Here is a 21,324-nt window from a genome sequence, read left to right on the forward strand (position 1 = left end):
TGTCCCCGTCAACTTCATTATTAAGCTATTTTTCTTTCCATTTACCTTCATGTTTTTTACAATTCTCTCCATTGTCATCACAAACCCAACATTCATATGTACCATCCTCATAGAAAATACAGGTTCCTGCAAAAGCAGTTGATGCCATAATACCTAGAGCTATAGTGGCAGTTATTAATAGTTTCTTCAGCTTCATACCTTTCTCCTAGATTTTTATTGATTAGTCACTTAACTGTGACAATAGCATATTTGATTATTTAAGCTAGTTCACAATTTTTATTGGTGGATGGTGAATCATCTGCACTCGATTTCCGTCTGGGTCACTACAATAAAAACTAGTCGCCCCATCACGATGCAGTCTTGGCTTAGTAAAAATTTTCACTGCATTGGTTTTTAAAAATTCATACCACTCATACACTTCTTCGGCGGTGTTCATAATAAAACCGAGATGATCGAGTTTTTGTCCTCCTGAAGTATCCAGTTCTGGCTGCTTACGATGCAGTGCTAGATTGTCATGGCCTTTTGAGGTTAAATAGACATTATCTTCGTCGGGACGCCATTCGACTTGCATGCCCAAAAGCTCTACATAAAAATGCTCGGTTGCTTCAAACTTTTCTACAAATAACGCCAGATGGCGCATGCCTAAATGATTAGCTGGTCTTTTCAATTTCTTACCTTTTTTAACTTACTACTTTTGTCTTATTGTTTATCAAACGTCATTGCGAGCATAGCGACACAATCCCTTAAACTTTATATTAAAACGAGATTACCGCGTCGTTTCACTCCTCGTAATGACTAGAGCAATCAAACGGGAACAATTTCAAAGCTGGTAGTCACTGGCATTTCTTTATCCAAAGAATGCATTACTGAGCAATATTTCTCCACTGACAAATCAATTGCTTTAGTGACATGTTTAATCGACAAGTCGCTTCCCGCTATGACAAAGTGTAAGTTCAAGCTGGTAAAACGTCTTGGCGGTTCGTCAGCTCTAGCACCTTCGAGTTTACAGCGACAAGCCGTTACTTTCTGGCGCGCTTTTTCCAAAATCATTACCACGTCAATCGAGGCACAAGAACCTACCGACATCAGCAAATTTTCCATTGCTGAGACATAATCGCCTTCACCGCCAAACTTCACTCGCTGGCCTTTGCTATTTGCGCCAACAAAATTCAAGCCTTCTAACCAATCCACCGTTACTTTCATCTTATTCACCACCAATTCGTTGTTTTGTGATGCAGTTATTATATCTAAGCTTATAGTGTAATCGGAAATTTGCTTTTGGTCAGGTAGAAGATTAGTATCTAAGGCAGAAATCTAATTTAAGGAACACTAGATGCCATTACCTTTTCATTTGGCGCAAGATGAGACTATTCTCAGCTTTTTAGATAATTGTCAGAGAAGGCGCTTTCCGGCAAAAAGCACCTTGATCTATGCTGGTGATTCGTCCAACACCTTATATTTCTTGCTCGAAGGCTCGGTTTCAGTCCTCATAGAAGACGATGAAGGACGCGAATTAGTCTTGGCTTACCTTAACCCAGGCGACTTTTTTGGCGAAATGGGACTCTTTTCCGACGAACATGACCGCACCGCTTGGGTGCGCACCAAAACTGAATGTGAAGTGGCTGAAATCAGTTATGAACGTTTCCGTCAGGTATTTAAAGAAAACCCTGATATTTTATTTAAATTATCTACCCAATTGGCGACACGTTTGCGTAAAACCAGTCGCAAGGTTGGAGACTTAGCATTCCTTGATGTTACTGGACGCGTAGCCCACGCCTTATTGGAATTGGCCAAAGAGCCTGATGCTATGACTCACCCGGATGGCATGCAAATCAAAATTACCCGCCAAGAACTCAGCCGCATTGTCGGTTGTTCACGGGAAATGGTTGGACGGGTGTTGAAAGCACTGGAAGAACAAGGTCATATTCATGTTAAGGGTAAGACTATGGTGATTTTTGGAGCTAGATGACCTTGAAACCATCCCAAACTAGACTTGGGATCTCATGATAATTGCTATCAACTCTAGCCCCCCGCTTTCGCGATAATGATTAAAGAAAAAGCCTGAGTTAATCTCAGGCTTTTTTTATTTCCCTTTTGCTAAAGAGCTGCCCATAAGTGCTGCAATCTATCATCAATTACACGATCTTAACCAAAGTAACAAATGTTTTACCTCTCGGCGAGTTACTTTTGATGTGCTAAGCTAAATAGAAAAAGATTTTTGGTACTCTGCATAGAAGATCCCTCTCTACATCATTACTTTACATAAAAAGCTAATTTTACCCGTTTAAGAAATTTCGCAAGATTTGGTGTCCATACTCAGAAAGAATCGATTCGGGATGGAATTGAACGCCTTGCATCGCTAATTGCTTATGCCGAATACCCATAATGTACTCTAATTCACCCGTATCATCTTGCGTCCAAGCAGTCACTTCAAATTCACTTGGTAAAGTATCAGCTTTGACAATCAGGGAATGATAGCGGGTGGCTTTGAACGGATTAGGCAGCCCGGTAAAGACGCCTTTGCCAGTATGGTAAATATCGGAAGCTTTTCCATGCATGACCTTTTCAGCTTTGCGCACCTCGCCGCCATAAGCCTGCGCCATGGCTTGGTGCCCTAAACAAACTCCAAAGATTGGCTTTTTAGACCCGAAGTGAGCTATCACTTCTAGCGAAAGCCCCGATTCATAAGGAGTGCACGGACCGGGTGAAATAACAATATAGTCAGGATCTAAAGCCTCGATTTGTTCAATAGTCACTTCATCATTGCGCTTAACAATAATCTCTAAAGCCGTTTGTTGGTATGATCCTTGTGCCATTTCAAGACCAACTTCACCAAAATACTGCACCAAGTTATAGGTAAAAGAGTCATAATTATCGATCATCAAGAGGCGCTTTTTTACTTTAGAATCCGCTTTCTCGTCGGGCATAGCCAATTTTCTTTTTAGGCTTTGCTCAAACTCTACTGGGGTTTTCACAATTCCCAAGACCAAGCTACCAATTGCCGCCACTGCACTAAACAACCAGAGCAAAAATAAAGGAATATGATTAGCGACAAAACTTTGCGAATCTTGATAATTTTCCTTAAAAGAGCAAAAGTCCGTTTGATAATTAAAGCTGCCGCCTTGGTCAAGGCACTGATCAATGGCCGATTGGTCATTGAAATAATGAGCTGCCAGGCCAAAGCTCATTACCACCGCTAGCAACCATACGACCTTTCTCATAACTTAATACTGGCTGCTAAGGCTAACAGCGGGCCTTAGCGTTTTGCTTCATCTGGCTAATGGTCGCTTGATAATCGTCGGTATTGAAAATCGCGGAACCCGCAACAAAAGTATCAACACCACAAGCGGCAATCTCGCCAATATTGTCGATTTTTACCCCGCCATCAATCTCCAAGCGAATGTCATAGCCCGACTCATCGATCAATTGGCGTACTTGCTTGGCCTTTTCCAAAGTCGAAGGGATAAACTTCTGACCACCGAAACCTGGGTTGACCGACATGAGCAAAATCAGATCCAATTTATCCATCACATAATCCAAGCAATCCAAGGAAGTCGCGGGATTGAGCACAATTCCGGCCTTACAGCCTAATTCGCGGATCATGCTTAACGAACGATCCAAGTGGTCGCTCGCCTCTGGATGAAACGAAATATAGGTGGCACCTGCTTTAGCAAAGTCAGGAATGATTCGATCTACCGGCTTGACCATTAAATGCACATCAATTGGCGCTGTAATGCCATAGTCGCGCAACGCCTGACAGACCATAGGGCCAATGGTTAAATTTGGTACATAATGATTATCCATCACATCAAAATGCACCCAATCGGCGCCGGCTTGCAACACATTTTCGACTTCTTGACCCAAACGCGCAAAGTCTGCAGATAAAATCGACGGAGCTATGACCAAATCTTTCATAAGAATTCCAAAGCTGAATTTTTAGGCATTGTACCCAATGGCGCTGTCAGATAATAGCCTGAAGCGGCTAGCAACATACTTTTAGCCACGCCGCATTCGGTCAATGGTTTCAAGCAAAATACCGATAATCACCACCATAATAATATTCGTCACATCAGGCATCTTATTGGCGATAAATAGCTGTAAACCACTGATTAATATAATAATTATTAAAGTTATTAGAGAGGCTTTTTTAAAACTATTGGCGCCTTTGGCAATGGCATAAGCCAAACAAGCAATCAGTAGCGAGAACTCTAAGAGGTTGGTTAAATGATACCAAGTGCTGCCGCCCAAAAAACCTTTAAAAGGGATCCACTGAATCGCATTGATACCATCGCCGCTCCAGTACCACGGCAATAATAACTGCCCAACTAAGATGGCCAGACTAGCAAGACTCATGATCATCAACTGGCCATTAGAAGCCACTAGGCGATACAACATCAAAGCAACTGGAACTGCGCTTATTTCGCTCCAGCCCAACTGGCTGCGGAACATACTAAGCTTAATGGTGAGAATGAAAATGGCGATCGCCACTAACACTCCTAAGTGATATTGGCGCTGCATAACACGACTAAAGCTGTAAAAAAATGCTAACCAAAAGAGTGAGAACTTGAACCATAAGAACCAATGCCATTGGCTTTGGTAGATATTAACGATCCCTTTACCTAATTGGGCGCTGTCAAAAACTGGACTGTAGGGGAAAAAGGCCCAGCCCAACCATAAGGCTAAAATTACCAAAGCCGGCGTTAATTGAAAGTGTAATCTTCTGGGAATAACCCGGCGCAAACGGTGACTGTTGGTGTAAGCTGCCATCGAAATTCCTAGCAGAATGCCTAAGCTATTGATAACCGCATCAGCGGCATGGGGCACCCGAGAAGGCAGATAGAACTGCAAGAACTGCAACAGCAAAGCATAGACAACTCCTGCAAAAATCAGCCAAAATACGGATAAAATAGGGTAACGTCGATTATCTTGCTGAACTGTAAGTGCGCCAAAAAAGCCAAAAGGAATAAACAGCAAAATATTAGCGATTAAATCGCTACGGATGGTTCTTTGCTCCCAATTGCCAAGCCAGGCGAGCAAATCTTGAGGTAATTCACGCGAAAAATCGAAATTAAACGGAAATAGCGAACCGTAGCCGATTAAGATAATAACAATAATCCAAATTAGACGCATGGCGCTGGCGTATTCCCTGTAAATGTTAAGTTTTTGATGATAAAGCTGACGCAAATGCTTGAAAAAGCTACAATATCACCACCTTTCAATATAACGCCATCATAAAGATTCATGCATGTTTTGCCAGCTTGATCAGATCCTAACGCAAACTGCTTCGCAGTTTCCCGACAAAATTGGGTTGGATGACAATAAAAAGTCCTTCTCATATCAGCAACTTGAACAAGAAGTGTCCAAGTTGGCTACTTATTTTTTAACTCTAGGACTACAAAAAGGTAGCCGCATCGGGATCTATTTGCCAAAACAAGTGGAAGCGGTTATCGCTACATTCGCGGCCAGTCGCGCAGCCTTGGTGTTTGTCCCTATCAACCCTTTATTAAAACCGCACCAAGTCAGCTATATTGTGCAAGACTGCGACATCGAGCTGCTGATCACTTCGGGCCCACGCGCTAATCAGCTGAACGGGATCTATAAAGAGACTACTAGTCTTAAAAGGCTGTTGCTGGTCGATGATCGGGTTAAAGATCCATTGGATATTCAGCATGAGCTTTGGCCACAACAAGCCCCAGAACAAAGTTCGTATGCTCCAGAGATCATCGATCAAGATCTGGCAGCAATTCTCTATACCTCAGGCTCGACTGGCAACCCCAAAGGGGTGTGTCTTTCTCACCGTAATTTAATCGCGGGCGCGCAAAGTGTCAGCCATTATTTAGAAAACACTCACCAGGATATTGTACTGGCAGTTTTGCCGCTAAGCTTTGATTACGGATTAAGCCAAGTCACCACAGCAATCTTAAGCGGGGCAAAAGTGGTGCTGATGGAGTATTTACTCCCTCGCGACGTGATACGACAGGTAGAAAAGCATCAAGTGACGGGATTGGCGGCAGTCCCCCCTTTATGGTTCCAATTAGCGCAGTTGGAGTGGCCGCAAAGTGCTAAGCAATCTTTGCGTTACATTACTAACAGCGGTGGTGCCATGCCAAAAGCAACCTTGCAAAACCTGCGTCAGCAGCTACCTAAGACCAAACCGTTTCTGATGTACGGTTTAACCGAAGCTTTTCGCTCGACTTATCTCGATCCATCGGAAATTGACAGGCGCCCTGATTCGATTGGCAAAGCCATTCCCAACGCACAGATTTTGATTTGCCGCCCCGATGGCAGCGAGTGCGAAGCTGATGAGGTTGGCGAATTAGTTCATCGCGGAGTCCACGTTAGTTTAGGCTATTGGAACGCGCCACAAAAAACCGCTAGCCGCTTTAAACCGATTGGCCAACATTCGAAATACCTAGCCGAACTGGCGGTCTGGTCAGGCGATCAAGCGAAAAAAGATGCTCAGGGTTTTATCTATTTTATTGGCCGCGCCGACGATATGATAAAATCATCAGGTTATCGCATTAGCCCCAGTGAAGTAGAAGACACAGTATTTTTGCTCAACGGGATCAAAGAAGTGGCTGCTTTGGGGGTTAATGACGAGCAGCTTGGTCAAGCAGTAGCTTTAATTGTAAAAGCTGATGACGCGCTAACCAACGAACAGATTAAAAAATATTGCCTGAAACAGCTACCCAATTTTATGCAACCGAAATATATTGAACGAGTCGAACAGTTACCGCGCAACCCTAATGGTAAAATTGATCGATCACAACTTAAAAGCTTGTATCAAAGCTTGGCGAATCAGCCGTAAGCTTAAACAACCGTGACCCATAACGATTATGACTAAAAAGAAAGCCATTGTTCACACTGCCATGGATCAGTTTTCCAGCCTTGATGGAGAATTAGCTGTAGAGGGTAAAACCTTAAGCCAGATTGCGCAAATGGCTGGACAGACACCTTTTTATCTTTATAGCAAAAGCGTTGTTCGGGCTAATATTGAGCGGCTGAGAAAGCACTTTCCGAAGCTAAGCTTACATTACGCCATCAAAGCCAATCCGATGCCACAACTGGTGTCTTATGTGGCTGAGTTAGTGGATGGTTTGGATGTGGCCTCTGGTAAAGAGTTGCTCCTAGCGCTGGCAACCGAAACCAGCAATGACAATATCAGTTTCGCAGGCCCCGGCAAAAATCTTACCGAATTGCAGATGGCGATTGCCAGTGGTATCACTATCAACATTGAGTCGCTAACGGAGCTTGAGCGGATTGTGACGCTTGCTCAAGAACAAAATACCCATGCCAATATCGCTATTCGGATTAATCCTGATTTTGAGTTAAAGTCCTCGGGCATGAAAATGGGCGGCGGCTCACAACAGTTTGGCATTGACGTGGAGCAACTTGATCCCCTATTCGCACTACTGCAAAATCCAAGCCTTCGACTCACTGGTTTGCATATTTTCACCGGCTCGCAAAATCTTAATCCGAACGCAATCATCAGTGCTCACAATAATATTTTTGCGCTAGTAGAGCGCCTACAAAAACAATACCAATTCTCATTAGAGCATTTAAATATTGGTGGTGGCTTTGGCATACCTTACTTTCCTGGCGACGAGCATTTAGCGCTCGCGTCGATTGCCGATAATCTTGACCAGTTGTTCGAACAATACGCAAAGCTAGTGAAAAACTGCGAAATTATTTTAGAACTGGGGCGTTATATTGTTGGCAATGCTGGCTTGTATGTTGCCGAAGTTACCGATATTAAAGTGTCTCGCGGTAAAAAATATCTGATCACTAATGGTGGTTTGCACCATCATTTAGCAGCCTCTGGTAACTTTGGTCAGGTTATTCGTAAAAACTATCCCGTAGCCATTGGCAATAAAATACCTTCACAAAACCAAAACAGCGATAGTGAAGAAGTTACCATCGTCGGGCCTTTATGCACTCCTCTGGATTTGCTGGGGCATAAGATGTTGCTACCCACTGCTGAAATTGGCGACTTGGTAGTTATTTATCAATCTGGCGCATACGGTTTTAGCGCTAGTCCGCGGGACTTTTTGTCGCATCAAGAACCCGTAGAATTACTTTTATAGAGTCTAATATATGTCGATTATCGATTCCATCAGCCGCTTTGCTTTAACGTTATTCCGCAAACCTTTTCATTGGTTGGTTAAAGCCCATCATGTGCCGAAAGATCCGCGCCAAGAATTTGAGCTCGACAAAAATGACAAGCTGGTTTATGTACTGCGCACCAAATCTCTGTCTTCGATTGAAATTTTAAAGCGCCAAACCAAAATGCTGGAGATGGTCGAAGCACGCCATTTTGAATCGGGCCTACCAAAATCTGGAACCTGTATTTTTATTAATAATCGTCCTAAATGGTTTAGCAACAAACGCAAATTGACTGGCCATAAGAAATCATTTGCCGCCATGCTCGAGGCGCAAAAAAATAATCCTGATGTTAATTATAAAATCATTCCCGTAAGCGTTTTTTGGGGTAGAAACCCCGGTAAAGAAAAATCTTTTTTGCGCTATGCCATGTCTAACTTGGAAGAAACGGGACGCTTGGGAAAATTATTAATCATTTTGTTTTTGGGTCGCCAATGTTTTATTCAGTATGGGAAGCCGATAGATTTAAACTCCGAACAAATTAACTTAGGGCAAGAGTCTGATAAAACCGCACATAAGCTTTCGCGGATTTTGCGGATTTACTTCAATCGCCACTGGGTAGCAGTGATGGGGCCACGTAAAGAAAATCGTCGTGATTTAATCAGTGGTATTATCGCTTCCGATCCTGTGCAGAAAGTAATCATTGAAGAAGCCAGTCGTAAAAATAAAACCATGGCAAAAGTGCGTAGCGATGCTGAGAAATACATTAAAGAAATTGCTGCAAATTATAATCCGCGCACGGTACGTTTTTTATCAACTTCCTTCACTCGGTTGTGGAATAAAATTTACTCGGGCATTGAAGTTAATAACATTAAACAAGTCCGCGAATTGGCCCAAAATCATGAGCTTATTTATGTGCCATGCCACCGAAGCCATACCGACTATTTGCTACTTTCCTACCAGCTTTATCATGAAGGTTTAGTGCCGCCACATATCGCAGCAGGGATCAATTTAAATTTCTGGCCCGTAGGCAATATTCTGCGCAAAGGCGGTGCTTTTTTCCTGCGCAGAACCTTTAAAGGCAACAAACTCTATACCGCGGTTTTTAATGAATACCTCTATCGCTTACTCAATAAAGGCGCCCCCGTCGAATACTTCCAAGAAGGCGGTCGCAGTCGCACCGGACGCTTATTAACGCCTAAAACGGGCATGCTCGGCATGACGGTTCAAGGTATGTTGCGTGGCATTCGCAAACCGATCGTATTTATCCCAGTTTACATCGGTTATGAAAAAATGTTTGAAGGAAAAAGCTATGTAGGCGAGTTGCGCGGTCAAGCCAAAAAGCAAGAGTCTTTTGGTCAACTGCTTGGCGTTCGTAAAGCATTAAAGCGCTTCTACGGCAAAGTCTATTTGAATTTTGGTGAGCCGCTTAAGTTGACGGACTATCTTGATCAACAGCTACCTCATTGGAAAGAAAGCCTTAATATCGAGCAAAAACCTGACTGGCTTAATCAGCAAATGATACATTTGGGAGATGAAATTAACCGCCGCATTAATGCCGCCGTCAGCATCAATAGCGTTTGCCTGGTTAGCATGGCGCTGCTCGGCACGCCGCGCCAAGCGATGGATAAAGCCGAACTGATTGCACAACTCGACACCTTATTAGCCTTTGCCAAGGATGCGCCCTACAGCCCATACACCAATGTGAGTCAGCAAAGCGGTAGCGAATTGGTAGCAACGGCTATCAAGCTCGGTATGGCTTATGAAACCAATGATCCTGCGGGTAATGTTATTTCAATTGAGGGTGACGAGCGGGTTTTATCCACCTATTACAGTAACAATATTTTGCATCTATTTGCTTTACCGTCACTGATTGCTTCCTTGTTTCAACGCCACAATCATGTGCCAAAAGCTAAAATCATGGACTATATTCATGCCTTCTATCCTTTCCTTAAAAAAGAACTTTATATCCACTGGACCGAGGCACAGCTTGCCGAACGCGTAGATACTTTATTAGCAACCATGTTGGAACATGGGCTCTTGAATATGGGCGCCAAGAATTATTGTGTGCCGCATTCTGACACTCCAGAATGGTCGCGCTTAATGTTATTGGCTGAAGCGATTCAACCTGCTCTGCAACGCTATGCCATTAGTTTGACTTTACTCAACAGTCTTGATGCTACAACTTCGATAAAGCGCGTTGAACTGGAACAAGAAAGCCAAAAGCTCGCGCAGCGAATTTCTGCACTGTATGGAATCAATGCACCGGAGTTTTTTGATAAAAACTTATTTAAAAACCAAGTCAAGGTACTCAAAGAAGAAGGTTATATCAATCACCAAGAAGGCTCTGGAATCAGAACCACAGATAAAGCGCAGGAGCTTTACCGTAAAATTTTGAATATTCTAAGCATTCCCGTTCAGCAGGGTTTACAACTGGCGGCACGAAGTTTAAAGGTGACTAAGCCGCTTGAGTCCAAGCTTTCGGAACCTAAGTCAGAAAATCCAAAAGCTCCAGAGCAAGATCAAGAAGGAAACCCCAACTCTTAATCTAAAGTTCTTGAACTGAGGTTCTTGAGCTAAGATCCTTAACCTAAACAGCCTAAAGCTAGGCTAGCGCATAGTGGGCGGCAATGCCAACAAATAGCACCATGCCCACATAATTGTTATTTAAAAACGCCTTAAAGTAAGCTTCTGGTTGGCGGCTACGGCAAGCATATAGCTGAAGGGTTACTAACAAAGCCGCCAATGCTACTCCAGCATAATAGTAAAGACTAAGCTCTAAACGCTGTCCTACCAATACCATACCACCCAAAAACAACGCTTGGATTAACGCAACTAAAACTAAATCCGCTTCGCCAAATAAAATGGCGGTAGATTTCAATCCCAGTTGGATATCGTCTTCGCGATCCACCATGCCATAAAGCGTGTCGTAAGCCAGAACCCATAATAAAGTTGCGGCATACAACACCCAGCTGACACTGGGTACTTGATTGGTCACTGCCGCAAACGCCATTGGAATAGCCCAAGCAAATGCGGCACCAAGGATCATTTGTGGGAAGTAGGTATAACGTTTCATAAACGGGTAAAAAGACGCCAACAAAACCGCTATGAAACTCAACTGAATGGTCAACTTGTTCAGGGTTAACACCAAACCAAAGGCCATCAACACTAGTATGAAGAATAGGGCTAAAGCACCTTTGGTACTAATCTTGTTTTGTGCTAAGGGTCGCTGCTTGGTTCGTTTAACGTGTGCATCGAAGTCTCTGTCCGCATAGTCGTTAATGATACAGCCTGCTGAGCGCATAATAAAAACGCCTAAAACAAACACACATAAAATCCAATAGTCAGGGATCCCTTCCGCTGCGATCCACAAAGCCCACAGCGCTGGCCATAGCAATAAAAAAATGCCAATCGGCTTGTCGAGCCGCATAAGTTGCGCGTAATCTTTTAGCTTATTCATTTTTGTCGTTTTAGGGCTATTTTAATAAAGTGGTGAAGCTGGCAAAAATACTTCGTTGACCAATAAAGCATAGCGCTTCTCCTGATGCTGATTATTCCATAAGGAGCGCCGCGCCCAAAGAAATTCTTGTGAGCAATGATCTAAGTGTTGTACTGCCTTTTGATACAACTCGTCTTCGGGGAAGGTTTTTTTTATCTGTAAGAATTGTCGTCTTAGATGCTCATTGTTAAATAATATCGAACCTAAAGGTTGTTGTCCTAGCTGCTCGATTAACTGTTGTGATTCTTCGCTAACAATGGTTCGGGCAAAAATCCATGGCTTATCATTGGCGTATAAAACCACTTCTCTTTGCGGTAATTGGTTAGCGTCTGTCGCCATTGCTTGTTGTTCACTGCTAGCAATAGTGCCCGGAGCTTGCAGCAACAAGTCCAACTTTACTGGGTTTTTACTGTGCCGATTAAGCTTTTCGGTCAACGAGCCAAACTCCAACAACCAATCCGCTACTTGATAAGGCAGTTCTTTAACACAGTCGTCGCTTAAGCTTTGCCATTGGTTCCAATTCATAGTTTAATCAGTTTAAATTTTGATACTTAGTTTATAGAAAATCATGCCCTTAAATGGCTTAATGGGTAACCAAAAATTTGGATCATCATTATGAGCCTAGCTACCGTCGCCACTTTTCCCAATACCATGCTTGCCCATATCGCCAAAGGTCAGCTTAACAACTATGGTATAGAAGCCGTAATTCTGCACGAGCATTTCCACTCTACCTATTCTTTTGCTTTAGGCGAAATTCCAGTGATGGTACCAGAAGAACAGCTAGAACAAGCGCAGCAAATTTTAGCAGAGAATTTCGAAGAAGATTCTTAGACCATACTTCGAACAAAGACCCTCTCAACATTTATCCACTTTAACGCCTAAGATTCCACCGCTTGGCTTAGCTTCCAAACTTCAAAACCGCCATCCATACTGTAAACCTCGGCAAAGCCCTGTGCGGCAAAATATTGTGCGGCTGGTTGACTGCTATGACCGTGATAACAAACCACGATTAAAGGTTGCGTCTTATCGCTACTCTCGATCACATCCGCAACATTCTGGTTATTGACATTAATCGCTCGGGGCATTCGACCAACGGCAAAAGACTGAGGATCACGAATATCGAAAATAAGCACCGGCTTTTGCGCCACAAGCTGTAGCGTATCCTCGATTGAAATGCGTTTGAAATTCATCAAAAACTCTTCATTTTCGAAGTAATAAAACCTAACACAGCGCCTATTACCAAGCCTGACAAATGCGCCATATTGGCAACGCTGCCGATAATTCCGGTAAAGCCTAACACCAACCAAATCAGCATAAATTGCAAAATTGCTGGATTTAATTGGATTGGAAAAAAAGGATCGAAACGGCGGCGCATAAAGATAAAGCCCAAGAGCCCGTAAACGACGCCTGACATACCGCCGAAAATACTGGCGTAAGCATAGGCCTCGCCTTTAAACATAATATTGCCGTAAAATTGTGCTAAATTCGAACCGACGCCAATGATTAACACCAAACCCAATAAATAACCGGAAGACTTGGCTTTTTCAATCGAGCCACCTAAATCCCATAACCACATCATGTTAAAAAGTAGATGGATCGGCAAGCCAGCAATCATAAAATGCAGAAAAATTGGCGTTATCAACCGCCAAACTTGACCAGCATAAATCGCTGGTTCAAAGAAAATAAACCAGCCCGTGTATTGGTTGGTTCCCCACCAAGTAAGCAAACTGATAATGGTGCTTAGCGCTACCAGCGCGATAGTCGCCCTGCCCGCGCGACTTAAGAAATGTTGCCAATTTGGATTCATAATAATTTTGCTGTTCTTTTCATTCTAATGTGTTCAATGCCATCTTCTAAATAAATTTCCGAAGCCACTTCAAAGCCAAAATTATAGTAGAAATCTCGCAGGTAAGCCTGAGCGGAAATTACAATATCTTTACCGAACTGCTGATCACAATAGCGTAGCGCCTCCTGCATCAACTCTTGCCCAAAACCGGTGCCGCGCATCGCGTCATTACAACAGACTCGCCCAATCGAAGCCTGCCCTTGGTATTTTTCCAGCGACTCAAATACCCGTAAATAACCGGCAAGTTGGGTGTCTTGATAAGCCAACAAATGCACCGCCGATTGATCCAAATCATCGCAATCTTGATAAGGACAATCTTGTTCGACTGCAAATACCGACAAGCGTAACTGCAGCAGATCATAAAGCTCTTGCTTCGATAATTCCTGCCAATTGCGCCAATACATATATCCTAAATTCCTTTTAACTCTAAACTAGTCCCAACTTAATACCACTTTGCCCGACTGTCCACTGGCCATCGTTTCGAAACCTTGTTCGAATTCATTAACATCGAAACGGTGAGTAATAATTGGTGAAATATCCAAGCCCGACTGCAGCATGGCAATCATTTTATACCAAGTTTCGTACATTTCACGGCCATAAATACCTTTTAAAATCAACCCTTTAAAGATGATTTGATTCCAATCAATCGCCATGTCGCTAGATGGAATACCCAGCATCGCCACTTTGCCACCATGATTCATAGTGCTTAGCATGGATTGAAAAGCCACTGGCACACCGGACATTTCCAAGCCCACATCAAAGCCTTCCTTCATGCCAATTTCCGCCATCACATCTTCCAGCTTTTCGTTAGCCACATTGACAGTACGGGTCGCGCCCATTTTTGCCGCTAACTCCAAGCGGTAATCGTTAATATCGGTAATCACCACATGCCGTGCACCCACATGCTTGGCAATCGCTGCGGCCATAATACCAATCGGGCCTGCGCCAGTAATCAAGACATCTTCACCCACTAAATCAAACGATAAGGCAGTATGCGCCGCATTGCCAAAAGGATCTAAAATCGAGGCTAGCTCATCGGAAATATCGTCAGGAATTTTATAGGCGTTTTCTGCAGGGATCACCAAGTAGTCACCAAAAGCACCCGGACGGTCCACTCCAACCCCTGTGGTATTACGGCACAAATGACGACGCCCAGCGCGGCAATTACGACAAAAACCGCAGGTGATATGGCCTTCTCCGGAAACTCGATCACCAACCTTAAAACTGTTCACTTCTTGTCCCACCGCTTCGATAACCCCAACGTATTCGTGGCCAACGGTCATGGGTACCGGAATGGTATTTTGCGCCCACTCGTCCCAATGGTAAATGTGCATATCGGTGCCACAAATGGCAGTTTTCTTAATTTTGATCAACACATCATTATGACCCAACTCCGGTTTTGGCTGATCAACCATCCAAATGCCTTTTTCAGCTTTGGCTTTACTTAAAGTTTTCATAATTTTCGACCCTTTAAGAAATAACGCCCAGTTCACGGCCCACTTTCTCGAAAGCCGCTATTGCGCGATCGATATGTTCAATTTCGTGCGCCGCCGACATTTGAGTACGGATCCGCGCCTGACCTTTTGGCACCACTGGGAAAGAAAATCCTACGACATAGATCCCTTCTTCTAGCATCTTGTCCGCAAACTTGGAAGCTAGAGACGCATCACCAAGCATCACGGGAATAATTGGATGTTCGCCTGGTACTAATTCAAAACCCAAAGCAGTCATTTTTTCTCGGAAATATTCGCTATTTTTACGTAACTTTTGACGTAAATCATCACTCGCTTCGAGCATATCCAAAACCTTTAAGCTAGCCGATGCTATCACTGGCGCCAAAGTGTTCGAGAACAAATAGGGACGCGAACGCTGGCGTAACCATTCAACAATTTCTTTGCTTGCTGAAGTATAGCCACCCGATGCGCCACCCAGCGCTTTGCCCAAGGTTCCCGTGATAATATCCACGCGCCCCATGACCTCGCAAAACTCGTGCGAGCCTTTACCTTTTTCACCAATAAAACCCACTGCATGCGAATCATCGACCATTACTAAGGCATGGTATTTATCCGCTAAATCACACACCGCTTTTAAGTTAGCGATAATCCCATCCATTGAAAAGACGCCGTCAGTTACGATCAACTTATACCGCGCACCATCGGCATCAGCTTGCTGTAACTGTTTTTCCAGCTCCGCCATATCATTATTGGCATAGCGATAGCGCATGGCTTTACACAAACGCACCCCATCAATAATCGAAGCATGGTTCAGCGCATCGGAAATAATCGCATCTTCCTTAGTTAAAAGCGTCTCAAACAAGCCCGTATTGGCATCGAAACATGAAGAATACAAAATGGTGTCTTGCATCCCTAAAAAACGGCTAATGCGGCTTTCCAATTCTTTATGCACCGTTTGAGTGCCACAAATAAAACGAACCGAAGCCATACCATAACCGAATTCATCCAAAGCTTTTTGCCCGGCATCGATTAGTTCAGGCGCATTGGCTAAACCGAGGTAGTTGTTGGCACAAAAGTTAAGAACATCCTGACCAGTAGTCACGGAAATATCGGCGGCCTGTTGCGAGTTAATCACTCGCTCAGACTTGTATAAGCCAGCTTCTTTGACTTCATCAATTTGTGATTGGATGTGTTTGGAAAATTCAGGTTTCATAAGTGCAATTTGTCCACTTTGGGATCCGCTGTAAAAAATTGCACCTATTCTAGCATTGATTGAGCTTTAAGCGGTATAACCAGTGCTTAAATCTTGTTACAACTGGCTACTTGCTACCAGTACTTTTCCCACTAGAATTAAGACAAGAATAAAAACAAAGGAGAAACACATGGAATTTTCAATTAAATACACTACTAGAGACTATTCAGCAGTTTCAAAATATAAAATCAGAGAAATACTGCTTGATGAGAACAAAAATCCCGATAGTTTTTGGTATAAGGTTTTCTCGAATGTTATTAATGTCTTAATTTGCACCTATAACAAGTTTGGTAAATTAAGACATACCTACCACTTTTCAATTAATGAAGAATCGCTCACTCGAGCGCATAAAAAACAAAGTGGTACTGTTGGCTGGGATAGAATCTTTAACTTCCTTGATCATCCTAAGTTTTTCCTACTTAACCTTGAAGACGGTAGCTTGGTAATACCCAAAAGGGTTCTTAAAGCGGAATGGATAACTAGGATAACTAATCTTCTTAAAGCTAATGAAATAGAAGAAAAGGTTCTTATTGATCTGCCATCAGATACTGAGAAACCAAAACTGCCAAAATAGCGCCAGCAATAGTGGCAACAATATAAAGCCATAAATGCTCAAGATTGCCTGAGACTACTGCTGGGGCGATGGAGCGCGCTGGGTTCATGGAAGCTTTAGTCACTGGGCCTGCGAACATGGCTGCTAACCCAACGGTAGTGCCAATAGCAGCACCTGCCATTAAACCTTTTTCTTTAGCGCCAAAGGCTACCTGCATAATCACAAACATCAAAATAAAGGTCAGGATTAACTCGATGACTAAGGCTTTTTCACTGGCTACGCTAGGAATAGTAGCACCAAGAGTCTCATGGGTGGGGAAAAGCCAAGCGAGCAGTAATGATGCGCTAAAAGCCCCGGCGAGTTGCGCCACAATATAGGGTGCCATTTGATTAACGGGGAATCGTTTAGCAACTACAAAGCCAATCGTTACTGCAGGATTTAAATGTGCTCCCGAAATATCACCAATCGAATAGATCACCGCCGCTACTATCATGCCCCAAGTCAAAGCCACACCAACATGAGTAATAGCTCCGCCTGAAATGTCGTTAATGATCATGGCGCCAGTACCCGCGAAAATTAACATAAATGTGCCTAGATATTCGGCGGTAAAATTGCGCATAACAACTGCTAAAAAGGCTACTAAATTAGGTGGCTGCTAGTGTGCCAAAATTTTTCTTAAAGCTCTAGTTGTTAATGGATAAATTACCACTCAAATTCGATATTACGAATACGGCGCGAAACCCTGTGATAGATTCTTTCGGCTGCTGGGTAGTCCAAATACGGAATATCAATATGGTGGGCACCAACTTGTGCACCTGCCGTGTCCAGCTCTACTCTGGCCATTTGATGCCGACGATCAAAATAGCTTTCTTTTATCCGCACCGTCTGTACTTTTGGTAAACGTACATAGGTTTCTTTTCGGAACACTACGCCACTTTTAAAAGCCACCAGTTCGTCACTAAGGTAATAACCCATGTTATCAATATACGCCTTGGCATAGAAAAATGACCAAATCGCAGCAACTGCCAGCGCAGATCCAAACACCCAAGGCGAATAAAAGTTTAAGGCCGCTAACAGCAGGGTCCAAATAATAAGCGAAACCTTGAACACTCGCTTCCAAGCTCTCGTCTCTATCGACGACCACTGAATCTTGTCCCAAGCTTGATCCGGCTGCACCTTTTTTAGGTAAAGCATTTTTTGCTCCACAGGTAAAACTGGAGCTAACTGCTTCATGGTCACCCCTTGCTGTTCGCTATTGACCCCTCCGGCAGTTTCAATAGAAACTCCTATCCGCTTAAAGAATTGGTGCAACCAAGAGTTATGAATCGTTAAGGTTTGAATTCGCGACATCGGAATGGTCGCTTGTAATCTTGTGAGCAAGCCCATGGTCGCGGCTAACTTGCCCTGACGCTTTCTTAAATTAAAATCATGAAACTTAAACAGCGCCATACCAATGGATAAGAGCCAAAGCACTAAGATGGCACTAATCACAAAAATAATCCCATACAGTATATTGGTATAGATGCTTGCTTCAGGCACTATAGACTGGACACCTTCGGTCACATAATTAATGCTTTGCTTTAGAAAAGGGCGGATATTTCTGGGGTTATCATCATCCAAAAACTGGCCAATAAAGCCAAAAAACAAGGCTACTACCACCAGTCCCTTGTTAGAAATAATTCCATAGCGGACAATTTCTGCAAAATTTAAACTTAAGATAGCATTTGTTTTATCAACTTCTTCACTATCGGGATCTTCGATTGCTAGCTCTTGTTTTTCTGCTAAAACGCGGCTTTGCAATTCTTTCACTGCGTCTAAATCAATAACGTTGATCACCGCTTCTGGCTTACCGCCGGAAGCCGATTCCAACTGCACTTTGACCACACCGAAAATTCGATGCAACGGACCCTGGATCAGATTAAGGTTTTGGATCTTGTCGTATCTTACTTGACGCAAATTACGAAAAATCACCCCTTCTTTAACTCGGATTTGCTGATCTTCTAGCCAGTAGCGGTAAAAACGAAATTGGATAATGGAAATAATGCTAACCAGCGAAGCCCCCGCTAAGGCATACAACTCCCACGAGCTGCTACCACCTGTACCAAGCAAGGCAATCAAGGCTGGGAAAATTAATTTCTTAATATTTTCCCATAAGATAAATAATGGAGAGACTTTATGGAGCTTGTGTTCTTGCATAAATTAGATCCTACCGCTACGGCCAATATCACACTGCATCGGTTTGTTCCGAATCAATAAGTCTATCGCGAAGTTCATTAGCCACTTCCAACTCAACTCCAGATAGAGTAACCGAAGCATCTCTGGTGCCAGCAGTATGCACCACCAATTTACCAAGATGATACTTTCTATCTAGAGGCCCTTGAGCAACGTCCGTATGCTGAACACGGTTTTGCGGTACTAAAATTCTTTTGCGCCAAAAAACACCCCGCTGGAGGTATAAACCCTCTTCGCTAAACCACCAACGGCTATAATCGTATCGCTTCTTTGACCAGAAAAAGCCGAATAACCACAGTAGAATTGCTGCGACTAAACCGTAGCCGAAGCGTGTCCACTCACCACTAACCACAGCAATAAAAACCGCAAGGGCGAGAACACCGATACTAAAAATTGAAAAAATAATCCGTGTGATGGTAATGGACTTTGGACTTAAAGATTGTGCATCTTCAGGAATCTGTTCGAACAATGACATGCCAAGAATTTAATTAACTTTGTTAAGATTTTATTATACTGAAAATGTCTCTAACCACTAGTCTTAGCTTGTAACCAATTATTTTAATCTAATGAGTTATCTTACTGACTCAATTCCACCCTTAAGGCTATAAACGCTGGTAAAATCAGCCTGAATTAACAAAGTCGCGGCGTTAAAACTTTTTTGCCCTACCTGGCAGTATAAAACTATCGGCTCATCAGGATCGAGCTGATTAATATGACTAGAAAATTCCAAAATCGAAATATTGTCGCCACCGAGGTTATTGGCGAGATGTTTATCTTCTTCTCTAACATCGATTAGCGCTGGGGCGTTATTTTGAGCTAACCAGATTTCTAGCTCTTGCCAGTTGATCCATTGCACTTGATCCGATTCTTGCGGAATAAACTCAGCCATCTTGCTAGTACTCTTGGATAATTTTCATCATTTGCAACGTCACCGCCTCTGGATCTTCCGCTTGGGTTATCGCTGAAATCATGGCAATCCCTGAAGTTTTGGTTGCAGCCACTTCAGGCATTCTTTGCAAGTTAATGCCGCCAATCGCCACCCACGGATATTCATTCATGGTATTAACCCAATAGGACAAATTTTCCACCCCATGCGGGATCCACGGCATTTGCTTCGACTCGGTATGATACACAGGGCCACAAGCTAAATAACTGGGTTTGATCGCATGCGCCCGCGCCACTTCATAATAACAATGAGTACTGATCCCAAGTCGCAAGCCCGCTTTGCTAATCGCTAGCAAGTCAGCGCCATCCAGATCTTCTTGACCTAAATGCACGCCATAAGCATTGTGCTTAATCGCCAGCGACCAATAGTCATTAATAAATAAACGCGCTTGATATTTTTTAGCAATGGCTATTGCTGCCTTAATTTCTTGCTCTAACTGCTCGCCACTTAAGTCTTTAACTCGCAGTTGAACAGTGCTGATCCCTAAAGGTAATAAACGCTCTAACCATTGCGCCCGATCCACCACCGGGTATAAACCCAACGGTTTTTCATCGGCACAAGGTGGAAAAGCATAATCTTGTTCTATAAAAGATTTTGCCAGTTGCGGCATATACTCTTGTTTGGCTGGCCACTGTAAAGGCTTTAACGGCCCCTTACCCATACCGACTCGATAGCCATGCTCAATCGCCTGATTGATTTGCATTTTACCAATCACAATCGCATCTTTTAGCGAATGATTGAGCGCCCAAGCGGTAGCAATAGACGCCGCCAGAACACAACCAGTGCCACGGGTATTATCCCGATGCTGGCGTGCGCTACTTAGCCAAAAAGATTCACTTTCTTGTTCAAGCGAATCACTGCAAAAATAATCGGCACAAAAATCCTCGTCCGCATGACCGCCTTTAACTAACACCGCTTTAACTCCAGCGGATAAAATATCATCCACCGCAAATTCAATATCCTCTAACTTTTCGATTTTACGAGCAGTTAATAATTCCAATTCGGGAATATTGGGCGTTAATAGATCAATCTGGTGAAATAAGGTTTTAAAAGCAACTTGTGCCGCCTCATCCATCAATTGTTTGCCTGAGGAGCTCACCATAACCGGATCAACAATTAACTTACCTTGATACTCTTTTAAAAATTCTTTTAAAGCGTTAATCGCATCAACCGTGGGTAATAATCCCACCTTGATCGCATCCGCTGGCAAATCATCTTTAAGCGCATTAAATTGTGCCGTTATTTGCTCTTCCGATAACGGATTAATCGCCAGTACTTTTTTTGAATTTTGCGCAGTAACTGCTGTAGTTACCATACACGGATGCGCACCAAAAGCTTCTATTGCTCGAATATCGGCAACTTGTCCAGCCAAACCCGAGCAGTCCGATCCGGCAACAGACCAGACGATTGGTTTTCTTTTCTGAGAGTGTTGATTCATGAAT

Annotated in this window: 24 protein-coding genes; 6 read left to right on the plus strand and 18 right to left on the minus strand. The window is 43.3% G+C overall.

Features of this window, described 5'->3' with window-relative positions; genetic code table 11:
• Window positions 1–25: 25 nt before the first annotated feature.
• From NFS34_RS03410 to NFS34_RS03420, 3 genes are all read right to left on the minus strand, one after another.
• On the minus strand, window positions 26–196 hold the full coding sequence (locus tag NFS34_RS03410) for a hypothetical protein (protein WP_251358482.1): 171 nt from the start codon (window positions 194–196) through the stop codon (window positions 26–28).
• Between the two features lie 66 nt (window positions 197–262).
• The gene (locus NFS34_RS03415) at window positions 263–667 is read right to left on the minus strand and encodes a VOC family protein (protein WP_251358483.1); all 405 of its coding nucleotides are present in this window, start codon (window positions 665–667) and stop codon (window positions 263–265) included.
• A 137-nt stretch (window positions 668–804) separates the two neighbouring features.
• A complete protein-coding gene (locus tag NFS34_RS03420) occupies window positions 805–1,203 on the minus strand; it encodes an OsmC family protein (protein ID WP_251360289.1) in 399 nt (132 codons plus the stop codon).
• 130 nt (window positions 1,204–1,333) lie between these two features.
• On the opposite strand from NFS34_RS03420, the gene crp reads away from it, so the two are divergent.
• Entirely contained in the window at window positions 1,334–1,969 is a 636-nt protein-coding gene (crp, locus tag NFS34_RS03425; RefSeq protein ID WP_251358484.1) for a cAMP-activated global transcriptional regulator CRP, read from the plus strand.
• A 307-nt stretch (window positions 1,970–2,276) separates the two neighbouring features.
• On the opposite strand, the gene NFS34_RS03430 is transcribed toward crp, so the two are convergent.
• From NFS34_RS03430 to NFS34_RS03440, 3 genes are all read right to left on the minus strand, one after another.
• On the minus strand, window positions 2,277–3,221 hold the full coding sequence (locus tag NFS34_RS03430; RefSeq protein ID WP_251358485.1) for an aminodeoxychorismate/anthranilate synthase component II: 945 nt from the start codon (window positions 3,219–3,221) through the stop codon (window positions 2,277–2,279).
• A 22-nt stretch (window positions 3,222–3,243) separates the two neighbouring features.
• Complete coding sequence (gene rpe / locus NFS34_RS03435) at window positions 3,244–3,915, minus strand: ribulose-phosphate 3-epimerase (protein ID WP_251358486.1); 672 nt, start codon at window positions 3,913–3,915, stop codon at window positions 3,244–3,246.
• An 81-nt stretch (window positions 3,916–3,996) separates the two neighbouring features.
• Window positions 3,997–5,130: a VanZ family protein gene (locus tag NFS34_RS03440; protein WP_251358487.1), complete on the minus strand. Its 1,134-nt coding sequence runs from the start codon at window positions 5,128–5,130 to the stop codon at window positions 3,997–3,999.
• A 115-nt stretch (window positions 5,131–5,245) separates the two neighbouring features.
• Here NFS34_RS03440 and NFS34_RS03445 point away from each other — a divergent pair, with 115 nt between their 5' ends.
• From NFS34_RS03445 to plsB, 3 genes are read left to right on the plus strand one after another with little or no spacing between them, the layout of a single operon-like run.
• Window positions 5,246–6,808 (plus strand): acyl-CoA ligase (AMP-forming), exosortase A system-associated, encoded by a 1,563-nt coding sequence (locus NFS34_RS03445; RefSeq protein WP_251358488.1) that lies wholly within the window; start codon window positions 5,246–5,248, stop codon window positions 6,806–6,808.
• A gap of 28 nt (window positions 6,809–6,836) precedes the next feature.
• A complete protein-coding gene (locus NFS34_RS03450) occupies window positions 6,837–8,084 on the plus strand; it encodes a pyridoxal-dependent decarboxylase, exosortase A system-associated (protein ID WP_251358489.1) in 1,248 nt (415 codons plus the stop codon).
• Between the two features lie 10 nt (window positions 8,085–8,094).
• Complete coding sequence (plsB, locus tag NFS34_RS03455; protein WP_251358490.1) at window positions 8,095–10,647, plus strand: glycerol-3-phosphate 1-O-acyltransferase PlsB; 2,553 nt, start codon at window positions 8,095–8,097, stop codon at window positions 10,645–10,647.
• Between the two features lie 58 nt (window positions 10,648–10,705).
• Here the strand turns inward: plsB and ubiA are convergent, their stop codons facing one another.
• Together ubiA and NFS34_RS03465 are read right to left on the minus strand one after the other, a co-directional pair.
• A complete protein-coding gene (gene ubiA, locus NFS34_RS03460; RefSeq protein WP_251358491.1) occupies window positions 10,706–11,560 on the minus strand; it encodes a 4-hydroxybenzoate octaprenyltransferase in 855 nt (284 codons plus the stop codon).
• Window positions 11,561–11,581: 21 nt separating this feature from the next.
• The gene (locus NFS34_RS03465; protein WP_251358492.1) at window positions 11,582–12,124 is read right to left on the minus strand and encodes a chorismate lyase; all 543 of its coding nucleotides are present in this window, start codon (window positions 12,122–12,124) and stop codon (window positions 11,582–11,584) included.
• 90 nt (window positions 12,125–12,214) lie between these two features.
• On the opposite strand from NFS34_RS03465, the gene NFS34_RS03470 reads away from it, so the two are divergent.
• Window positions 12,215–12,430, plus strand: a complete 216-nt coding sequence (locus tag NFS34_RS03470) for a DUF2007 domain-containing protein (protein WP_251358493.1) — start codon at window positions 12,215–12,217, stop codon at window positions 12,428–12,430.
• Between the two features lie 47 nt (window positions 12,431–12,477).
• Here the strand turns inward: NFS34_RS03470 and glpE are convergent, their stop codons facing one another.
• The 5 genes from glpE to NFS34_RS03495 are packed head-to-tail and all read right to left on the minus strand — an operon-like array spanning window position 12,478 to window position 16,112.
• Window positions 12,478–12,789 (minus strand): thiosulfate sulfurtransferase GlpE, encoded by a 312-nt coding sequence (gene glpE / locus NFS34_RS03475; protein WP_251358494.1) that lies wholly within the window; start codon window positions 12,787–12,789, stop codon window positions 12,478–12,480.
• Window positions 12,789–13,406 (minus strand): rhomboid family intramembrane serine protease, encoded by a 618-nt coding sequence (locus tag NFS34_RS03480; RefSeq protein WP_251358495.1) that lies wholly within the window; start codon window positions 13,404–13,406, stop codon window positions 12,789–12,791. Before NFS34_RS03480 ends, glpE begins: the two co-directional genes overlap by 1 nt.
• Window positions 13,403–13,849 carry a GNAT family N-acetyltransferase gene (locus tag NFS34_RS03485; RefSeq protein ID WP_251358496.1) on the minus strand — a complete coding sequence of 149 codons (447 nt, stop codon included), beginning with the start codon at window positions 13,847–13,849 and terminating at the stop codon, window positions 13,403–13,405. The genes NFS34_RS03480 and NFS34_RS03485 overlap by 4 nt, the downstream gene beginning before the upstream one ends.
• A 27-nt stretch (window positions 13,850–13,876) precedes the next feature.
• A complete protein-coding gene (gene tdh / locus NFS34_RS03490) occupies window positions 13,877–14,902 on the minus strand; it encodes an L-threonine 3-dehydrogenase (protein WP_251358497.1) in 1,026 nt (341 codons plus the stop codon).
• Window positions 14,903–14,915: 13 nt separating this feature from the next.
• On the minus strand, window positions 14,916–16,112 hold the full coding sequence (locus NFS34_RS03495) for a glycine C-acetyltransferase (RefSeq protein ID WP_251358498.1): 1,197 nt from the start codon (window positions 16,110–16,112) through the stop codon (window positions 14,916–14,918).
• A gap of 169 nt (window positions 16,113–16,281) precedes the next feature.
• On the opposite strand from NFS34_RS03495, the gene NFS34_RS03500 reads away from it, so the two are divergent.
• Window positions 16,282–16,725, plus strand: coding sequence for a YcxB family protein (locus tag NFS34_RS03500; protein WP_251358499.1), 444 nt, complete (start codon window positions 16,282–16,284; stop codon window positions 16,723–16,725).
• Here NFS34_RS03500 and NFS34_RS03505 read toward each other — a convergent pair.
• The 5 genes from NFS34_RS03505 to thiE form a co-directional block, all read right to left on the minus strand.
• Window positions 16,679–17,323, minus strand: coding sequence for an aquaporin (locus NFS34_RS03505; protein ID WP_251358500.1), 645 nt, complete (start codon window positions 17,321–17,323; stop codon window positions 16,679–16,681). The genes NFS34_RS03500 and NFS34_RS03505 overlap by 47 nt on opposite strands.
• Window positions 17,324–17,406: 83 nt before the next feature.
• Entirely contained in the window at window positions 17,407–18,900 is a 1,494-nt protein-coding gene (locus NFS34_RS03510) for a PH domain-containing protein (protein WP_251358501.1), read from the minus strand.
• A 28-nt stretch (window positions 18,901–18,928) separates the two neighbouring features.
• Entirely contained in the window at window positions 18,929–19,411 is a 483-nt protein-coding gene (locus tag NFS34_RS03515) for a PH domain-containing protein (protein ID WP_251358502.1), read from the minus strand.
• Between the two features lie 96 nt (window positions 19,412–19,507).
• The gene (locus NFS34_RS03520; protein WP_251358503.1) at window positions 19,508–19,825 is read right to left on the minus strand and encodes a rhodanese-like domain-containing protein; all 318 of its coding nucleotides are present in this window, start codon (window positions 19,823–19,825) and stop codon (window positions 19,508–19,510) included.
• A gap of 4 nt (window positions 19,826–19,829) precedes the next feature.
• On the minus strand, window positions 19,830–21,320 hold the full coding sequence (gene thiE / locus NFS34_RS03525) for a thiamine phosphate synthase (RefSeq protein ID WP_251358504.1): 1,491 nt from the start codon (window positions 21,318–21,320) through the stop codon (window positions 19,830–19,832).
• Window positions 21,321–21,324: the final 4 nt, after the last annotated feature.

The organism is Kangiella sp. TOML190 (assembly GCF_023706045.1).
GTDB lineage: Bacteria > Pseudomonadota > Gammaproteobacteria > Enterobacterales > Kangiellaceae > Kangiella.

Coding starts and splice junctions, on each gene's coding strand:
- NFS34_RS03410 (WP_251358482.1), bottom strand. CDS start 196: ATGAAGCTGAAGAAACTATTAATAACTGCCACTATAGCTCTAGGTATT.
- NFS34_RS03420 (WP_251360289.1), bottom strand. CDS start 1,203: ATGAAAGTAACGGTGGATTGGTTAGAAGGCTTGAATTTTGTTGGCGCA.
- crp (WP_251358484.1), top strand. CDS start 1,334: ATGCCATTACCTTTTCATTTGGCGCAAGATGAGACTATTCTCAGCTTT.
- NFS34_RS03430 (WP_251358485.1), bottom strand. CDS start 3,221: ATGAGAAAGGTCGTATGGTTGCTAGCGGTGGTAATGAGCTTTGGCCTG.
- rpe (WP_251358486.1), bottom strand. CDS start 3,915: ATGAAAGATTTGGTCATAGCTCCGTCGATTTTATCTGCAGACTTTGCG.
- NFS34_RS03440 (WP_251358487.1), bottom strand. CDS start 5,130: ATGCGTCTAATTTGGATTATTGTTATTATCTTAATCGGCTACGGTTCG.
- NFS34_RS03445 (WP_251358488.1), top strand. CDS start 5,246: ATGTTTTGCCAGCTTGATCAGATCCTAACGCAAACTGCTTCGCAGTTT.
- NFS34_RS03450 (WP_251358489.1), top strand. CDS start 6,837: ATGACTAAAAAGAAAGCCATTGTTCACACTGCCATGGATCAGTTTTCC.
- plsB (WP_251358490.1), top strand. CDS start 8,095: ATGTCGATTATCGATTCCATCAGCCGCTTTGCTTTAACGTTATTCCGC.
- ubiA (WP_251358491.1), bottom strand. CDS start 11,560: ATGAATAAGCTAAAAGATTACGCGCAACTTATGCGGCTCGACAAGCCG.
- NFS34_RS03465 (WP_251358492.1), bottom strand. CDS start 12,124: ATGAATTGGAACCAATGGCAAAGCTTAAGCGACGACTGTGTTAAAGAA.
- NFS34_RS03470 (WP_251358493.1), top strand. CDS start 12,215: ATGAGCCTAGCTACCGTCGCCACTTTTCCCAATACCATGCTTGCCCAT.
- glpE (WP_251358494.1), bottom strand. CDS start 12,789: ATGAATTTCAAACGCATTTCAATCGAGGATACGCTACAGCTTGTGGCG.
- NFS34_RS03480 (WP_251358495.1), bottom strand. CDS start 13,406: ATGAATCCAAATTGGCAACATTTCTTAAGTCGCGCGGGCAGGGCGACT.
- NFS34_RS03485 (WP_251358496.1), bottom strand. CDS start 13,849: ATGTATTGGCGCAATTGGCAGGAATTATCGAAGCAAGAGCTTTATGAT.
- tdh (WP_251358497.1), bottom strand. CDS start 14,902: ATGAAAACTTTAAGTAAAGCCAAAGCTGAAAAAGGCATTTGGATGGTT.
- NFS34_RS03495 (WP_251358498.1), bottom strand. CDS start 16,112: ATGAAACCTGAATTTTCCAAACACATCCAATCACAAATTGATGAAGTC.
- NFS34_RS03500 (WP_251358499.1), top strand. CDS start 16,282: ATGGAATTTTCAATTAAATACACTACTAGAGACTATTCAGCAGTTTCA.
- NFS34_RS03505 (WP_251358500.1), bottom strand. CDS start 17,323: ATGCGCAATTTTACCGCCGAATATCTAGGCACATTTATGTTAATTTTC.
- NFS34_RS03510 (WP_251358501.1), bottom strand. CDS start 18,900: ATGCAAGAACACAAGCTCCATAAAGTCTCTCCATTATTTATCTTATGG.
- NFS34_RS03515 (WP_251358502.1), bottom strand. CDS start 19,411: ATGTCATTGTTCGAACAGATTCCTGAAGATGCACAATCTTTAAGTCCA.
- NFS34_RS03520 (WP_251358503.1), bottom strand. CDS start 19,825: ATGGCTGAGTTTATTCCGCAAGAATCGGATCAAGTGCAATGGATCAAC.
- thiE (WP_251358504.1), bottom strand. CDS start 21,320: ATGAATCAACACTCTCAGAAAAGAAAACCAATCGTCTGGTCTGTTGCC.